This is a genomic window from Acinetobacter endophylla (genome assembly GCF_053543775.1).
This window is the reverse complement of sequence record NZ_JBLVOM010000009.1, coordinates 1-15,470: the sequence shown is the minus strand read 5'-3', so window position 1 is coordinate 15,470 and position 15,470 is coordinate 1. Positions and strand designations below refer to the sequence as shown.

Sequence of the window (15,470 nt, the reverse complement as noted above, 5' to 3'; positions counted from 1 at the left end):
CGACCAAAAGCGGGTCGCCATTCTAACCAAGTTATCCACATCTGTCATGGCAATTTCCACAAAAACTGTGCAAAAAGAAATCACCATGCATAAATTTAAATTTAAAACCCAGTGTGGATAAGTTTATCCGCAAGCTGTGGATAAAATATATCACAAAGTTATCCACAAAGTATAAAATTAATAGAAACAGTTTTATCCACAATATAAGTTCATGTTTAAATAAATAAAAAGTGGCTTATCCATAGAAAAAGTGCTCCCTAATAGTAATAAATTTAAATTTATAAATTTGAATTTATTTATAAGATTACCGGTTTTTGTGGATAACTCAAAAAACTTCAAATTTAAATTCAAAACTGTAAGTTAAATTTAAACTCTGGATAACATGTGGATAACTTTGTTGATAGAGTTGTTTATAACTTATATATATTTATATAACAATAACTTAATTTGTGATTAACTTGAATTGAACTATTTTTTATTCAGTTCTCTGAAAAACCAGAGGCTTTATCTTTTTTGATCTTATTTGAAAAGAAAACCGCTTTTGCATTGACAGCTCAAGCAATGAGCACTAAAATCGCGGACCTTCATAGAAAGATCATTTTTTGGAGTTTCAATATGAAACGTACATTCCAACCGTCTGAATTAAAGCGTAAGCGTGTTCATGGTTTCCGTGCTCGTATGGCTACTAAAGCTGGTCGTCAAGTATTAGCTCGCCGTCGTGCAAAAGGTCGTCATAGCTTAACTGTTTAATCAGTTACGCTAAGACGATTTTGGGTGTTATGACAAAACTTTATAGTTTTGGCACAGAGTTGCGATTACGCTGTGCTGCCGATTATAAAGGTGTCTTTGATGGTGCGCTTTTTAAAGTGCATCAACCCCATTTCTTATTTCTTGCAAAACATTCCGAACTGCCAAATAGCCGTTTGGGTTTAGTTGTTGCCAAGAAGAAAGTGCGACGCGCACACGAAAGAAATCGAGTAAAACGACTTGCTCGCGAAAGTTTTCGCCTGCATCAACAGCAATTAGATGACTTAGACATTGTAATCATGCCGAAAATGGGTGTTGAAGCAGTGCCTAATGCAGAATTGCACCAGCAATTACAATTTGCCTGGCAGAAACTTAACCGTCTTGCCAAAAAGCATTCAAAAATAGCCCCCTCCCCACAAAAGTAGAGTTGGCCAATGGTACGTTTACTGCATTGGTTGATCCGTTTCTATCAGATTGCGATTAGTCCTCTTCTTGGACCGCGCTGTCGTTATATTCCAACTTGTTCTCAATATTCCTTGGAAGCAGTCCAGATGCATGGCGCTGGGCGTGGAGTGTGGCTGGCTACTAAGCGTATTTGCCGTTGTCATCCGTGGGGGGGCTGGGGATATGATCCTGTTCCCTCAAAAGCGATTCGTTTTATTTCATTTCAGCAAATAGATTCTCAAACGCTTCACGTTGCTGTACCCTTTCGTGATCGTTTATTGAACCAAAATCACTCTCACCACTTGGGGTAATACATATGCAACAATGGGCCAGGATTGCAATTCTCGGAGCCATGTTTGTTGTCGCATATTTGCTCATTTTGGCGTGGCAAAAAGATTATGGAAATGCTGAAACAAAACCGCAGCAGGAAACTGCTGTTGTTTCGCATGACGTATCTGCAGATTTGCCAAATGGTCAGACGGCTACAGTTGCCTCTGATCTGCCACAAGCAAATGTGCCAGCACAGCAAGCCACGGATGCCACAGCACCTGTAAGTCAGCAGCTTATTTCAGTACAAACTGACCTTTATCACCTTTGGATCAATCCTAAGGGTGGTGATATTGTTCGTATTGAATTACTCAATCATGACAAGAACAAAGACAGCGATGAACCGTTCGTGATGCTGGAAAGCGATGCGAAACGTACTTATGTCGCCCAGTCTGGCCTGATCGGTCTGAATGGACCGGACAGCAGCCGTAACGGCCGTCCAATGTATGAGCTGGAAAAAACGGCTTATACTCTGGCAGATGCGAAAACAGTCAAATCCAAAGATGGTGAAAACCTGAAAGTATTGTCTGTACCGCTAGTGTTTAAAACCGCTGACGGGATCGAGATTATCAAGACCTTCAATTTCACTGAAGGTGAATATCCGGTCGTGGTAAATCACAAAGTGGTTAACCGCAGTGGCCAGACTTGGCAAGGTCAGATGTTCGGTCAGATCAAACGCGATAACTCGGAAGATCCAGGCAAATCTGATCAGGGGATCTTCACGCTGGGAACATTCCTCGGCGGTGCATGGGGTACCCCGGACGAGCAGTACAACAAGCTTAAATTCGACAACTTTGTTGAAGAAAAAGTCAGTACTGAAGCGACAGGTGGTTGGGTGGCAATGGTACAGCACTACTTTGTCAGTGCATGGGTTCCAGGTCAGCTGAAGTTGACTCAAGGCAATGGCGAAGCTTATAGCGCCAAGCTTGAATCACGTAAATCAACCGATAACATGAACATCATCGGTTTTACCTCACCGACGTTCAATGTGCCTGCAGGTACAGTGGCTGAAATTGATGCGACTTTCTATTCAGGTCCAAAAATCCAGTCAGAACTGAAAGATTTGGCTGCGGGTTTAAACCAGACCGTTGATTATGGCTGGTTATGGCCAATTGCGAAATTACTGTTTGTCGGTCTTGAATTCTTCCATGGTCTGGTGGGTAACTGGGGCTGGGCAATTATTCTGTTGACTATCTTGGTGAAAGTAATCCTGTGGCCATTGTCGTCGAAGAGCTATCGCTCGATGGCGAAAATGCGTGTGATTGCGCCAGAAATGCAACGCATGAAAGAAGAGTTCGGTGAAGATCGCATGCGCTTCTCTCAAGAAATGATGGCATTATACAAACGTGAACAGGTCAATCCGCTTGCCGGCTGTTTACCACTGTTATTACAAATGCCGATTTTCCTGGCCTTGTACTGGGTATTGATGGAATCTGTGGAACTGCGTCATGCGCCATGGATGCTGTGGATTCAGGATTTGTCTTCAATGGATCCTTGGTTCATTCTGCCGTTGTTGATGGGCTTGACGATGTATATCCAACAGTCGTTAAATCCACAACCAACTGATCCAATGCAGGCGAAAGTCTTCAAGTTTATGCCGATCATCTTTACCGTATTCTTGTTGTTCTTCCCGGCAGGCTTGGTTCTGTACTGGATCGTCAACAACTTGATCACGATTCTGCAACAAACTTTGATTAACAAGTCTGTTGCCAAAGATCGCGCGAAACGTGATGAGGCTACTCCAGTCAACTAAGTTGTACGGATAGGCTGAATAAATCCGCTTAAGATGGTAATCTTAGGCGGATTTTTTTTGGCTGTACTTTTGAGTCTTTGCAGGTGAATTTTATGCTCAACCGAACCACAACTATTGCTGCGATTGCAACTCCACCAGGACGTGGCGGCGTTGGGGTGATTCGCCTGTCAGGTCCGAAATCCTATGAAATTGCCCAGCAACTGACGCAAAAAGAGCTGCCCAAAGCCCGTTTTGCCGGTTTCCGCCAGTTCTACGATGCAGCAGGTGAAGTCATGGATGAAGGACTGGTGATCTGTTTTCCGAATCCAAACTCATTTACCGGTGAAGATGTGGTCGAGCTGCAGGGTCATGGCGGGCCGGTAATTCAGAATGCCCTGCTCGGCCGTTTGCTCGAGCTGGGCGCCACTGCAGCCAAAGCCGGTGAGTTTTCTATGCGTGCTTTTGAGAATGGCAAACTGGATCTGGTGCAGGCCGAGGCGATTGCCGACCTGATTGATGCAACTTCGCAAGCGGCTGCACGTTCTGCGGTACGTTCACTGCAAGGCGCATTTTCGACCAAAGTTAATGCAGTGCTTGAGCAACTGATTCACCTGCGTTTGCATGTGGAAGCCGCGATTGATTTTCCGGAAGAAGAAATCGACTTTCTGGCAGATGGCAAGATTTTAAATCTGCTGGATGGCGTATCCAGTGCAGTCACTCAAGTACAGCAATCCGCACGTCAAGGTCAGTTGTTACGTGAAGGTTTACAAGTCGTAATTGCGGGTAAACCGAATGCCGGTAAATCTTCGTTGCTGAATGCATTGGCTGGAATTGAACGCGCAATTGTGACTGATATTGCCGGCACCACCCGTGATGTCTTGCATGAAAAGATTACTTTAAATGGTCTGCCGATTACCCTGACTGATACTGCGGGCCTGCGTGAAACTGGCGATATCGTGGAAAAAGAAGGGATTCGCCGCGCGATTAAAGAAATCGAACAGGCCGATTTATTGCTCTTGGTCTATGACTTAAGTCAGGGCGAAGATCCGCTGCAACTTGCTCAGGAATATTTTGCTGAACATATAGAACCGAAACGTTTAATGCTGATTGGCAATAAATGCGACCTGACCGGTGCTGAAGCCGTGATTGGCGATTTAAATGGTTTCCGGCATATTGCAGTCTCTGCCAAGCAAGAAACTGGCGTTCAAGCGCTCATAGAGGCGATTACAGCGCATGCAGGCTTCCAGCCTGAGGAAGACACCTTTATCGCACGTACCCGTCATTTAGATGCAATGAAGCGCACTCAGCTCTATCTGGCTGAGGCGCGTGAACAACTGGTGGTGTATAACGCCGGTGAACTGGTAGCGGAGTCCTTACGTCTGGCGCAAAATGCCTTGGGTGAGATCACGGGTGATTTCAGTGCAGATGACCTGCTGGGCAAGATCTTCGGTTCATTCTGTATTGGAAAGTAATTTTAATTTAAGCCTATATTCCAGTAAATTCTAATAAGTTCCAGTGATAATTAAATAGCATTAAGTTCTAATAGCTTAGTGCTTTTTTAATATCTTTTTATTATTCCAATGTGTTCTATACGTTCATCTAGTGCTATGATTTTTTTAGTCACCTAATAGCTACGTGACAATAGAACCTTATTTTTATGCCTGAGTGACTAGAATAATGCCAAAGATAAACGGCCTGTTTTTCTCTACTGATAGAGAGATTCAAAACCTGAAACCACAGGACAAGCGATATTCAGTTAAAGACAAGCTGAATAATGGGCTGTTTATTGAGGTGAAGGAATCAGGCGTTAAGTCGTGGCACTATCGTTATTCACTGGCAGGCAAGCAAGAACGGCTTGTTATAGGTCGTTATCCTGACTTGTCATTGAAGGACGCTAGACAGATCAGAGATGAATCCGCCTCATTGGTGGCTAAAGGTATTTCGCCGAAACAAGATAAGGCAAAACCTAAAGGCATTTTGTTCAAGGACTACGGCGAACGCTATTTAAAAGAAGTCATTAAAAAAGACCGCAAAGACCCTTACAACATGGTTTTATGCCTGAGCAATGATATTTATCCGATGATGGGCCACATCCCATTAGATCAGATCAGCATTGAAGATATACGCCGTACAATATGGCGCAAAAAAGAACAGGGATATGATGCAGCAGCTAACCAAGTCAGAGGCTTGTTAAAGCGCATGTTTGATTATGCAATGACTTTGGGCCTTGTACCTTATAACCCTGTTTTGGCTATCCCATCACGGCACGTACACAAGGCAAAGCCTAGAGATAGATATTTAAGTACAAATGAAATCCGTACCTATTACACCACCTTATTAAATTCAAGAATCTATAGACCTAGAAAGCTGGGCCTTTTGCTGTCATTGCTGACATTGGTTAGAAAGTCCGAGCTATTGAGGGCCAAATGGGAGCATATCGACTTTGATGGTCGTGTATGGTTTATCCCTGAAACAAAGGCTGACAGTGTGACAGGCCATAGCCGTGAAATGGTCGTTTATATGTCGGATCAGGTTGTAGAGATATTTAAGGAACTCAAAGCGATTGCAGGCAATGAGCCTTTTGTATTTGTAGGCAGAAAATCAGGTACTCATATAAGTCATAATGCCTTTAATACGGCACAAAAGACAGCACTGGCATTAACCGACTTGCCACCTTTTACAGTGCATGACTTGAGAAGAACGGCCAGCACTCACTTAAATGAGCAAGGTTTTAATAGTGATGCAATTGAGACCTGTTTAAACCACATGGCCAAAGGCGTGAGAGGTATATACAACAAAGCTAAGTATAAAAAAGAGCGTACAGAGATGATGCAAAAGTGGAGTAATCATATTTTTAGTGTGATTTATGAACCGAATCTGATTTTTTTTAATCAAGCTAAAGGAATTTAATGGTGTCAAATTCTAATTTATTAGTTCTTCTAACTACTAGTGATAGTGAACAGTAATTAAACGTGTTAAATGCTGTAAAAAAACAAGATAAAGTTGCAATGTTATTCACAAACTAATAGTTGGTTCAAAAATATTTATAGAAAAGACTTAGCTCTGCTCTTGGCTTTTTAATTCTGCTCTTATAGGATGGAATTATTAGGTTCTAAAGTATGTATTAATAGCCTATTGAATACAATTTGTCTTGTCTTGTAGTTATACAATCACTACAAGACAAATATTCAGTCAAAGAAAAAGGCCAAACACGCCAATGTTTAAGCCTTTTCTGGATAAGTATTTTATGACGCCAATCATGAAATACCATTAATTTTTAACCGCTGTCTGCCAGGACACAAACCTAAAGGAATTTTAGAAATGTAAAACGATTAAAAATTAAATTTTTTGTACTGGTTTAAATAGTACGCTTAACAGTACTAATACTAGTTCAAATAAGCCATAAGTCAATAAGTTTGTTTCAGCATCTACTAATTCATTGTTAGTCATTGAACCCATTGAATAATTATTTGCTGTTATATCTTATTAATAAAACTTAGTTTTTTATCCAAGTTACTTTCTATTTTCTATTTTGTGTCTAGGCATTTCCAATATTGGAGAATGTTTAGATGAATACATGTAAAGAGCAACAAACAGAAACTGTCCGACTGATCCGCCGTAAAGAAGTGCAGGCCAAAACTGGCTTAGGTGCATCATCTATTTACGCAATGATGCAGCAAGGCACATTTCCCAAAGCTATTAATATTTCCGAACGCCGTGTAGCTTGGATTGAATCTGATATTGATTTATGGATTTCTGAGCGCATAGCAAGTCATAAAGCAGCCATTGCAACGATGGAGGCTTGAGTTATGGAAATCACCCTCTACGATGCAATCAGCATCACCCAGCAGGCACAAAGCAAACTTGAGCAAGTCAGCCGTGAAGTAAACCGTGAACAGATAAAGAATCTTTTTATTGATGTGTCTGACTTCACTTGTTTGGCTCTTGATTGCTTCACCGATGAAGATAAAACCGAAGCCAATGCAAGACAGATCGAACAGGCAATTGACCTACTCGATCATGTTTCTATCCGAGCATCTGAGTTAGGTCGAGAAGTATCTTTACAGCTTTATTCGATTGATGACTACCTAAAGGCCGAGGCCAGCAAGCTAAATACCTTTTTAAGCTTGGCACTGGAAACCTTGAGCATTGCAGACCCAGCCGATCTATACGCCTATGCCCTTGCCTCATATTGCCCGACTGGCGAAGCGGATCAGGAAGCAGATTTAATCGTAAATGATGAATCTATGAAGTTTTTAGAGGTTCGAGGCTTTAACGGAACGATTAAAGAGCTACTCAGTGAACATGCTGACATGGTGAAGAAATCAGGCGTTAAGGACGTTCTGATAATCCACATCGGAACTATTCACAAGCTGACTGATGCACTGGCAAAAACAGGAGCATAAGAACATGAATAACACTCAATTAAAACAAGTCCTAGCATATCTCAAGCAAGGCAAAACTATTTCACAGGCTGAGGCTATAGACCTTTTTAACTGCTACCGTTTGAGCGCAATTATTCAGCGTTTACGTAATGCAGGCTATGACATTGTGACTCATAACGAGCGCAATAAGTCAGGTATTGGCAGACATGCACGTTATGAACTTATCAAGCAGGTGGCAGCATGAAACAGTATTTATTCGATCTTATGCTTGGATTGTTCTACGGCGTAATCTTCATTCTAGTTTTGCTAGGCATTTCGCGCCTAGTTCAAGCATAAAGGGGCAATTATGAACGCACTTCACAAAAGCCCCGATGCACTAGATCAAGCCAAAGATATTTTAGCGCAATGCACACAGCTTGTATCGTTTGATGATGCTTATTCATCACATGCCTTAATACAGCGTTTTGGCAGTCCTGAGCAGCCGATCTATGTTGATGATGGCAATGTGGATATAAACGGCGTTACCTATGCACAGCCTTTGATTATGCCTATCTATGATGGGCAAATGGAGCTTGTTCAATGTGCTGTCATGCAAGATGGGCAGCGTGTGGCTGTCATGCCTGATGGACTAGCTAAAGGTTTTGCCATGTATGGTGATTTTGACCATGCCAAGCCTGTCATTATCACGTACAGCCTAGAGGCATTCTTTAAGGTCGCACAGACTGGCTACGCCGTTGTATTGGTACTACTGCCTACCCTATGCAGCAACCATAAAACAGAACTCAAGCCGTATGATTTTAATCAAATACAGTTCGTTATTAATCAGCTATCACAGGCAGGCTATAAGCAGCTTTATCTACCTGTCAGAATTGAGCAAATGCACCTTGAGCCATTTCAAAAGCTGGAGCAAAGCACGGCTGTTAGGCTGCTATGCCAGTATTTAAAAATCGGTGTAAGTGAGTTCCAAGTCGAATTTACCCAGGATGAAAGTGTAAGTGAAGTTCTGGCGTTTATTGATGAAGCTATAGAGGCTTTACCTGAAAAGACCAATCTACCAAAAGGCCATTTAGCCAAACCGATGAAATGGGAAAACGGACATTTCCATATCACAAAGGATGGGCTTTATTTTGTCGATGAAGATAAGAACGGTATAAGCCAAAAGCGTTTTATCTCAAGTCCAGTATTGGTCGTTGCAAAGACTAGGGATGATTCTAGTAATAATTGGGGTGTATTGCTCAAGTGGAAGGATGACAACCAGGTAGAACATACACAGGCTCTATCTATGGAGCTATTCCAAACGGACGGCGCAGACCTTCGCAAAGCCTTATCTTATCAAGGTGTAATGATTGCACCCGACCAACGAGCAAGAAACCTTTTTCAATGCTACTTAATGAGTTATCAAACAGGTCAATATGCCTTATGTGTGGATCGGGTCGGCTGGCATGATGATGTATTTGTATTGCCTCATAAGCAGGTCGGACAAAGCAGCAGTGATTTAATTGTTTATCAGGCTAACAATGCCCTGGATAACCGTTATCAAAGCAAAGGCACACTAGAGCAATGGCGAAGCAATGTAGCGCAATTGGCAGAGAATCATAGCTTATTGGCTTTTTCATTGTGTACGGCCTTTGCTGGGCAACTGCTAGACCCTCTTAACCAGCAAGGCGTAGGCTTTCATATCAAGGGCAGTTCATCCAAAGGGAAAAGCACAGCCTTAAACCTTGCGAGTTCCGTGTGGGGCAATCCAAAGCAGTTTTATAGAACATGGAGAGCCACAGGAAACGCCCTAGAGCATACAGCGTATATGCACAATGACAGCTTTTTGGTGCTAGATGAAATCGGAGAGATAGCGAACCCCAAAGAGCTAGGCAATGTCGTTTATATGCTTGCAAATGGTTTAGGTAAAGGTCGCATGACCAAGCAAATTACAGCAAAGCCTATGCACCAGTGGAAAGTTATTTTTCTATCCAGTGGCGAAAAAAGCCTTAAAGACATTATGACCGAGCAAGGCCAAAAGACTAAGCTGGGGCAAGAAATACGCTTGGCTGATATTGATATAGATCAGTCCGAGTACGGTATTTTTGACGGTATCGACTTTGCAGAGGATGGAGCAAAGCAAGCTATTGAACTGAGTAAGCGCATGGCAGACTGCTACGGCGTGGCTGGTATTGCATGGCTTAAGTATCTGACCAGCAACAAAGGCGAACGTATGGACGAAGCTAGAGAGCTTTTAGACCAGTATCGCCAAGCTTTAACCGTGAACCAGTCACAAGGGCATATTATCCGAGTGGCTAACTACTTTGCATTGGTGGCAACGGCTGGGGAGCTGGCAACAAAGGCCAATATTACAGGCTGGAAAGCAGGCACAGCGTTTAACGCCGTACAAAAGGTATTTAATCAATGGCTGGGGAGTTTTGAACAGGTCGGAGATTATGAGAATCGGGAAATTGTGACCCATGTTAAAGCCTTTTTCGAGGCGAATGAATCCAGCCGTTTTGAAGCCATTACACCCGATCCCGATCATATCGAGCGTATCAATAACCGTGTAGGCTACTGGAAGATAGAGAACGGCGAAAAGATATTTTATGTATTGCCTGAGCAGTTTAAAAATGAAGTCTGCAAAGGCTATGACAGTCGCAAAGCAGCAAGGGCCCTACTAGCTTACAACCTACTTGAGCATGACACAGGCAAGACCAGCAAGACAGCAAGAATCCCATCACGGAAAAATGCAGTGAAGGTTTACGCCGTCAAAGAGGCTATTTTTAGCTGGGAAGCGTAAAAAATGAAGGTAACAGAGGTAACACAGGTAACAACCACATGAATAAAGGATTTCAGGCGTTACCTGTTAAAAAAGGGAACAGGTAACACAGGTAACAGAACCTGGTTTTTTCTAATTTGTTACCCATGTTACCTAAGCGAAAAAAAAGAGGTAACAGGCTGAAATGCTGTCATAGCAAGGCTGTTACCCATGTTACTTACGTTACCCTTGAAAAATAGACATTCTGAAAAAATTTAAGAGATTTAAGCAGATGGCAAATTTAAATATAGAGTAACCGTGATGGGTATTTCGGGGCGTGACCCTGAAACTAAACAATTTTCCAACGGTGGTAGCGTTACGACATTCAGCGTTGCAACCACTGACCACTAGAAGGCTAAGGCCACAGGCGAGCACAAACAGGCCACAGAATCACTACTAACAACCGATTGGCTGAGATTGCGAGTAAGTACCCCAAGAAAGGTGGTGAGGTTTATATCGAAGGCTCACTATGCACAAAGAAATGGAAGGACAGCAAAGGAGCGGATCGGGGTAACCGAGATTTTAGCTGATGAGCTGCAATTGCTTTAATTGATACAAATACTTTAATACGCTCCTTAAATATAAGGGGCATTTTTTTGAATTAGAACTAGCTGAACAAGTGCAATATGTTTATATTTTATGGAATTTATTAAATTAAAAATATTCTGAGAGAGAGCGCTTTATGGCACAGAGTAAAAACAGAACAATCACAGTTAATGCAATAAATATTACAGTGTCATCTGTAAATGAGGATGACTACATTAGCCTTACAGACATGGCAAAAGGATTTGAAGATGGAGACCAGTTGATTAAAAATTGGCTTCAAAATAAAAATACTTTAGAGTTTTTAACCGTTTGGGAGCAAATTAATAACCCTAATTTTAATTTGGTGGAATTACACCAAATTAGAAATGAAGTGGGTTTAAATAGGTTTGTAATGTCTGCTAAAAAGTGGATTGAATCTACGAATGCCATAGGCTTAATTGCCAAAGCAGGACGTTACGGTGGTACATATGCTCACAAGGATATAGCTTTTGAATTTGGGTCATGGTTAAGCCCTGAATTTAAACTCTATTTAATTAAAGAATTCCAACGTCTAAAAGAACAAGAAGCCCATCTTAATTCTATTGAATGGCAAGTCAATCGGGAATTGGCAAAGGTTAATTATCGGATTCAAACTGATGCGATTAAAGACTATTTAATTAATTCACTGCCCCAGCCACAACAGAAATTTGCATATGCTAATGAGGCTGATTTATTAAATCACATTGTTTTTGGAAAAACTCACAAGCAGTGGAAAGCAGAAAATCCAACTTTACAAGGCAATCAAAGAGACCACCATTCAACTATTGAAAATACTTTAATATCAAATTTAGAGGGGCAAAATGCTTATCTAATATCACAAGGAATGAGTCCAGAGGATAGGTTTAAGCAACTAAGTGCAATGGCTAAAATGCAGAGAGAGAGTTTGCAAAAATCTTCATCTATGAAAAAACTTGCATCACAAGCAACGCCACCATTATTAAAAAATATTGATAAATAACAAGGTTTAAAATAGCCTCTTTAGCTAGAGGCTTTTTATTACCTCATTAAATTTTATTAGATTGGTACAGTCTAATCGGATAAACCGCAATTAGTAGTTAATTTTATCTTTAAATCCTTTTTTAAGCTAAAAAATTTAGCATAATTTCAATTTTACTTTCACTTAGATTTTATTTCGAGCAGTCTTGAATATCGGGTTTTATGTGAGGAATTGGGCTTAGGAGAGAATAAAACCTAACAATGAAAAAATAGGCACATATTAGTCACAGGGAAGAATGATTTATAGTAAATATCTAATTAATAATAAATAAATATATTAAATTACTTTCTGTATTGGAAAGTAATTATTTAATAAAACATCAAAAAAGCCCTCAACTGAGTAAGCATCCGGCTAACACAGCCTTACCAAGCGATCCTATAAGCCTTAATTTAGTTCCCACCTAAAAACAAGTGGGGACTTAATCCATGAACATGGATATATATTCAGCAACACCTCCTGTTGCTAAAAAACGCCGAAAATACAGCAAAGAATTCAAACTCAGTATTGTCAATGCCTGCAAAAATCCTAATACCTCGATCGCTTCGGTCGCACTGCAACATAGTATTAATGCCAACCTTGTCAGTCGTTGGATCAGGATCTTCAGCCATCATGAGGGTGCCGTGCAGGATCCTACTCATGTGAATCCAGCATTTATTGCTTTGCCTTACACTGCTGCAATCAGCCAACCTATTGATGAGAGGATCACGTTGTGTATCACCGTGCCTCATACGAATAATGATATTCAGCTAAAATGGCAGACATCAGAAATACCTGCCTTGGCAGAATTACTCAAGGCACTTGCAACATGATCCGCATTGATGAAATCTGGTTGTCTACTCAGCCCATGGACATGCGTGCAGGTATGGATACGACCATGGCTCAGGTGGTGAGAGCCTTTGGCTACATCAAACCGCATTGTGCTTACCTGTTCTGTAATAAACGTGGCCATCGCATGAAAGTGCTGGTACATGATGGATTGGGCATCTGGCTGTGTGCCCGGCGGCTGGAACAGGGCAAATTTCACTGGGCTCAAGTTCACCAAGGTGAAACCGTGGCCCTCAGCCCGGAACAGTTACAGGCACTGATCCAAGGTTTGCCCTGGCAGCGCATTGGACGACAGCAGGTGGTGACGATGCTTTAAACCAGGCTCGACCATTCTGCTATTCTCCAAACGTTCTATTTCATTCTTCTCATGACCTCAGGCATACTGCGGTCATGAATACGCTGCCTGACTTAAGCCAACTGACCCATGAACAACTGCTGGAATTCACCAGGCAGTTGGCGCTGCAGCATCAGTCTCTAGCACAATCAAACCAACAATTGGATGCCAAAGTTCAACATCTTTCTATTCTCAATCAAAAATACGAGCATGAACTGGCGCTGTTTAAAAAGCATAAATTCGCCCAAAAGAATGAACACTTAACGGCAAAACAAATCCATCTGTGGGATGAAGCGGTTGAAGAAGATATTGCCGCGGTTGATCTAGAACTGGAACGGCTAAATGCAGATAAAACCAATGCAGCGACACAGAAAGCCAAAACCAATAAACCTAAACGTCGACCACTGCCAGATCATCTACACACCATCCGTATTGAGCATGAACCTGCATCAACCCAATGTGCTTGTGGCTGCCAACTCCGTCGTATCGGCGAAGATGTCAGTGAAAAACTGCATTTCAGACCGGCACAGTTCTATAAGGAACAGCATGTGCGTGGTAAATGGGTCTGTGATCAGTGTGACACTCTAACTCAGCAAGCGATGCCCGCCTATGTGATTGATAAAGGCATTGCTTCACCTGAATTGCTCAGCCATGTGCTGGTATCGAAGTATGCCGATCATTTGCCGCTGTACCGTCAGCGCCTGATCTATCAGCGGGCTGGCATTGATCTGTCCAGATCCACTTTATCTGACTGGATAGGTCGCTGCGGTGTAGAACTGGAACCTCTGGCCAATGCCTTAAAAGAGGTGGTGCTGCAACAGCGGGTGCTGCATGCAGATGAAACACCGGTCACCATCATGCGGATGGGTGAGAATAATAAAAAACCGAAGAAAGGTTATGTCTGGGCCTATGCCACCACACAGTATAATCCAGTTCAGGCGGTGATCTATGACTTTCAGGATAGTCGTTCAGGCCAGCATGCTGAAGAGTTCTTGAAAGGCTGGCAGGGCTATCTAGTCTGTGATGATTACAGTGGTTATAAAGCACGTTTTAAATCAGGCCAGGTGATTGAGGTGGGGTGCATGGCCCATGCACGTCGTAAATTCCATGAACTGCATGTAACTGGGAAAAGTCAGGTTGCTGAACAGGCCTTAGTGCTGATTCAGAAACTGTATGCGATAGAAGCAGAACTCAGGAAAAAGACCGATGGTACAGCGGAAGACCGCCGCGAATACCGACAACAGCATAGTCAACCAGTGATGCAACAACTATATGAATGGCTCAACCAACATCATCTGACAGTGCCATCGAGTTCTCCCACCGCCAAGGCTATCAATTACACTCTGAAGCGTTGGCCAGCCTTAAGCCGCTATCTGGATGATGGCAATCTACCGATATGCAACAATTGGGTAGAGGTGCGACACGAAGTCGCTTAATGAAGTTGTTCCCCCTGCGGGAACCACCCGTGTCACCGGGTGAATCTAGAAGGCTGAATAAAGAGCGCCTTCGACAATGTAACGAGGCACCGTAAGGTGCGGGGTATCAATCGTGAGAGGCGTACTCTTCTGGCAGCCATAGCCGGACAAGGGCTAGATAATCGGTATGGTGAACACATGTGAATCTGCGCAACGATCGTTAAATTGAACGAGCGGAAATGGCTAATACGCTCGAACCAAAACGGTAATGGAGGTGGGAATCGCGTCTTTCTACTACGCATTCGTGACCCATACGCCTCCCGGTCGATAGCAGGCACCTAAGCCGATGTACTTCAGTAAGCGGAACGTGGAAATCCCGTATTACCCCCATTGGGAAAGCAGTTTGCAAAAACTGCCCATGGTGATGCGGGCGAAGGAACGAGGAAAAAGCGAATGCCAGTCTGTAATGGGTTGGATAGAGGTTGAAACATTACCCCACGCGAAAGCGGGCTGACGTCCTTATGGTCTCTCATCACAAGAGAGTGTGTAGAACCCTTTTAATGGAGGGAGAGCAAATGAATGCAGCAGTATCAGCGTGTGCACCTTCCAGCACATCGTGGGACAGCATCGATTGGATTGCTGTACAGCGTCATGTCAGAGGGCTGCAAGCGCGTATTGTGAAGGCGGTACAAGACGGCAGGCATAACAAGGCGAAAGCTTTGCAATGGCTGCTGACTCACTCGTTTAGTGGCAAAGCATTGGCCGTAAAACGAGTGTCTGAAAACAAAGGCAAAAACACGGCTGGGGTCGACAAGGTGACTTGGAATACACCCAAGGCCAAGACCGGTGCGATGATGTCGTTGAAGAGGCGAGGTTACACGC

The 15,470-nt window shown here is 42.7% G+C and carries 15 protein-coding genes and 1 pseudogene; all 16 read left to right on the top strand.

All coding sequences use genetic code 11. The features are described from left to right. The first annotated feature begins 615 nt into the window (after nucleotides 1–615). Nucleotides 616–750, top strand: coding sequence for a 50S ribosomal protein L34 (gene rpmH, locus ACNPNW_RS01515; protein WP_000831329.1), 135 nt, complete (start codon nucleotides 616–618; stop codon nucleotides 748–750). A gap of 29 nt (nucleotides 751–779) precedes the next feature. Next, nucleotides 780–1,172, top strand: coding sequence for a ribonuclease P protein component (gene rnpA, locus ACNPNW_RS01510; RefSeq protein ID WP_004281932.1), 393 nt, complete (start codon nucleotides 780–782; stop codon nucleotides 1,170–1,172). Between the two features lie 9 nt (nucleotides 1,173–1,181). Continuing rightward, a complete protein-coding gene (yidD, locus tag ACNPNW_RS01505; protein ID WP_005245550.1) occupies nucleotides 1,182–1,502 on the top strand; it encodes a membrane protein insertion efficiency factor YidD in 321 nt (106 codons plus the stop codon). Nucleotides 1,503–1,507: 5 nt separating this feature from the next. Then, nucleotides 1,508–3,271: a membrane protein insertase YidC gene (gene yidC / locus ACNPNW_RS01500; protein WP_005245552.1), complete on the top strand. Its 1,764-nt coding sequence runs from the start codon at nucleotides 1,508–1,510 to the stop codon at nucleotides 3,269–3,271. A 92-nt stretch (nucleotides 3,272–3,363) separates the two neighbouring features. Continuing rightward, nucleotides 3,364–4,722, top strand: coding sequence for a tRNA uridine-5-carboxymethylaminomethyl(34) synthesis GTPase MnmE (gene mnmE / locus ACNPNW_RS01495; RefSeq protein ID WP_005104949.1), 1,359 nt, complete (start codon nucleotides 3,364–3,366; stop codon nucleotides 4,720–4,722). 205 nt (nucleotides 4,723–4,927) lie between these two features. After that, a complete protein-coding gene (locus ACNPNW_RS01490; protein WP_448766438.1) occupies nucleotides 4,928–6,160 on the top strand; it encodes a tyrosine-type recombinase/integrase in 1,233 nt (410 codons plus the stop codon). Nucleotides 6,161–6,819: 659 nt separating this feature from the next. After that, nucleotides 6,820–7,056, top strand: a complete 237-nt coding sequence (locus ACNPNW_RS01485) for a helix-turn-helix transcriptional regulator (RefSeq protein WP_448766437.1) — start codon at nucleotides 6,820–6,822, stop codon at nucleotides 7,054–7,056. Nucleotides 7,057–7,059: 3 nt separating this feature from the next. Continuing rightward, nucleotides 7,060–7,656, top strand: coding sequence for a hypothetical protein (locus tag ACNPNW_RS01480; RefSeq protein ID WP_448766436.1), 597 nt, complete (start codon nucleotides 7,060–7,062; stop codon nucleotides 7,654–7,656). Nucleotides 7,657–7,660: 4 nt separating this feature from the next. Then, nucleotides 7,661–7,879, top strand: a complete 219-nt coding sequence (locus ACNPNW_RS01475) for a helix-turn-helix domain-containing protein (protein WP_448766435.1) — start codon at nucleotides 7,661–7,663, stop codon at nucleotides 7,877–7,879. 102 nt (nucleotides 7,880–7,981) lie between these two features. Beyond that, nucleotides 7,982–10,414, top strand: a complete 2,433-nt coding sequence (locus ACNPNW_RS01470) for a DUF927 domain-containing protein (protein ID WP_448766434.1) — start codon at nucleotides 7,982–7,984, stop codon at nucleotides 10,412–10,414. A 425-nt stretch (nucleotides 10,415–10,839) separates the two neighbouring features. After that, on the top strand, nucleotides 10,840–10,962 hold the full coding sequence (locus ACNPNW_RS01465; RefSeq protein WP_448766433.1) for a single-stranded DNA-binding protein: 123 nt from the start codon (nucleotides 10,840–10,842) through the stop codon (nucleotides 10,960–10,962). 152 nt (nucleotides 10,963–11,114) lie between these two features. Continuing rightward, a complete protein-coding gene (locus ACNPNW_RS01460) occupies nucleotides 11,115–11,975 on the top strand; it encodes a KilA-N domain-containing protein (protein WP_448766432.1) in 861 nt (286 codons plus the stop codon). Between the two features lie 464 nt (nucleotides 11,976–12,439). Then, nucleotides 12,440–12,823 (top strand): transposase, encoded by a 384-nt coding sequence (locus ACNPNW_RS01455; protein WP_001055585.1) that lies wholly within the window; start codon nucleotides 12,440–12,442, stop codon nucleotides 12,821–12,823. Further along, complete coding sequence (gene tnpB / locus ACNPNW_RS01450; RefSeq protein ID WP_000618091.1) at nucleotides 12,820–13,155, top strand: IS66 family insertion sequence element accessory protein TnpB; 336 nt, start codon at nucleotides 12,820–12,822, stop codon at nucleotides 13,153–13,155. Before ACNPNW_RS01455 ends, tnpB begins: the two co-directional genes overlap by 4 nt. A gap of 74 nt (nucleotides 13,156–13,229) precedes the next feature. Beyond that, nucleotides 13,230–14,588 (top strand): annotated as a pseudogene (locus ACNPNW_RS01445) (IS66-like element ISAba25 family transposase); the annotation flags it as partial. 575 nt (nucleotides 14,589–15,163) lie between these two features. Then, on the top strand, nucleotides 15,164–15,470 hold a 307-nt coding region (locus tag ACNPNW_RS01440), incomplete at its 3' end, for a reverse transcriptase N-terminal domain-containing protein (RefSeq protein WP_448766431.1).

Bases quoted from the DNA above. Each gene is read 5' to 3' on its own strand.
- rpmH (WP_000831329.1), top strand. From the start codon at position 616: ATGAAACGTACATTCCAACCGTCTGAATTAAAGCGTAAGCGTGTTCAT.
- ACNPNW_RS01480 (WP_448766436.1), top strand. From the start codon at position 7,060: ATGGAAATCACCCTCTACGATGCAATCAGCATCACCCAGCAGGCACAA.
- mnmE (WP_005104949.1), top strand. From the start codon at position 3,364: ATGCTCAACCGAACCACAACTATTGCTGCGATTGCAACTCCACCAGGA.
- yidC (WP_005245552.1), top strand. From the start codon at position 1,508: ATGCAACAATGGGCCAGGATTGCAATTCTCGGAGCCATGTTTGTTGTC.
- ACNPNW_RS01470 (WP_448766434.1), top strand. From the start codon at position 7,982: ATGAACGCACTTCACAAAAGCCCCGATGCACTAGATCAAGCCAAAGAT.
- ACNPNW_RS01460 (WP_448766432.1), top strand. From the start codon at position 11,115: ATGGCACAGAGTAAAAACAGAACAATCACAGTTAATGCAATAAATATT.
- yidD (WP_005245550.1), top strand. From the start codon at position 1,182: ATGGTACGTTTACTGCATTGGTTGATCCGTTTCTATCAGATTGCGATT.
- ACNPNW_RS01475 (WP_448766435.1), top strand. From the start codon at position 7,661: ATGAATAACACTCAATTAAAACAAGTCCTAGCATATCTCAAGCAAGGC.
- ACNPNW_RS01455 (WP_001055585.1), top strand. From the start codon at position 12,440: ATGAACATGGATATATATTCAGCAACACCTCCTGTTGCTAAAAAACGC.
- ACNPNW_RS01485 (WP_448766437.1), top strand. From the start codon at position 6,820: ATGAATACATGTAAAGAGCAACAAACAGAAACTGTCCGACTGATCCGC.
- tnpB (WP_000618091.1), top strand. From the start codon at position 12,820: ATGATCCGCATTGATGAAATCTGGTTGTCTACTCAGCCCATGGACATG.
- ACNPNW_RS01490 (WP_448766438.1), top strand. From the start codon at position 4,928: ATGCCAAAGATAAACGGCCTGTTTTTCTCTACTGATAGAGAGATTCAA.
- rnpA (WP_004281932.1), top strand. From the start codon at position 780: ATGACAAAACTTTATAGTTTTGGCACAGAGTTGCGATTACGCTGTGCT.